Origin of the sequence: Clavibacter lycopersici (assembly GCF_003576405.1) — a bacterium.
GTDB lineage: Bacteria > Actinomycetota > Actinomycetes > Actinomycetales > Microbacteriaceae > Clavibacter > Clavibacter lycopersici.
In genome coordinates this window covers 1-741 of sequence record NZ_QWGT01000481.1, presented here as the reverse complement: position 1 = coordinate 741, position 741 = coordinate 1, and the positions used below count along the sequence as shown (strand labels likewise).

The window sequence follows — 741 nt, the reverse complement described above, 5'->3', positions numbered from 1 at the left end:
CCTCTAGCGCGACGTCCGACGTCCGACGTCGGCGGCCGCGCTCAGGACTCGTCGAACGTGTTGACCATCGCGTGGGCGACGCGCTCGAGGTAGTCCCAGAGCTGCGCCTCGTGCATCGGCGACAGGTCGAGCGTGTCGACGGCCACGCGCATGTGCGCGAGCCAGCGGTCGCGGGCGTCGGGGTTGACGCGGAACGGCATGTGGCGCATCCGCAGCCGGGGGTGTCCGCGCTGGTCGCTGTACGTCGTCGGCCCGCCCCAGTACTGCTCGAGGAACCCGATGAGGCGCTGGATCGCGCCCTCGAGGTCCTCCTCCGGGTACATGGCGACGAGCACCGGGTCCTCGGCGACGCCGCGGTAGAACTCGCGGACCAGCTTCTCGAACGTCGGGCGGCCGCCGACGTCGTCGTAGAACGAGTTCGCGAGGAGGTCGGCCATCAGGACCCCTCGGGCGGCGTGGCGGGCTTCCGCGGTTGGCGCGGCGCGCGCGGCGGCTTCGGGGGAGCGGCGTCGGTGGCCTCATCGGCGGGACCCGGGTCCTCGGGGAGCACGGTCCAGGTGGCGGTGACCTCGTCGTCGCCATCGGCTCGGGCCTCGGGCGCGGGATCCTGCTGCGGGATCACGCTCGTGGCGCGCGGGTCCTGCGGGGGTCCTGCTGCGCCGCGTACGACCGGGGACGCGGGACCCTCCGGCGCGCTCAGCCGCGCAGCCGGCTGCCGCTGGGCGACCTTCCGCGCGGCCC

1 protein-coding gene and 1 pseudogene are annotated in these 741 nt (G+C 74.5%); both read right to left on the bottom strand.

Annotation, left to right across the window (positions count from 1 at the left end; genetic code table 11):
- Positions 1-41 precede the first annotated feature (41 nt).
- The gene (locus DZG00_RS16080; RefSeq protein WP_119455853.1) at positions 42-437 is read right to left on the bottom strand and encodes a globin; all 396 of its coding nucleotides are present in this window, start codon (positions 435-437) and stop codon (positions 42-44) included.
- Positions 437-741: pseudogene (locus DZG00_RS16075) on the bottom strand (mechanosensitive ion channel family protein); the annotation flags it as partial. The pseudogene DZG00_RS16075 and the gene DZG00_RS16080, both read right to left, overlap by 1 nt.

Coding starts and splice junctions, on each gene's coding strand:
- DZG00_RS16080 (WP_119455853.1), bottom strand. CDS start 437: ATGGCCGACCTCCTCGCGAACTCGTTCTACGACGACGTCGGCGGCCGC.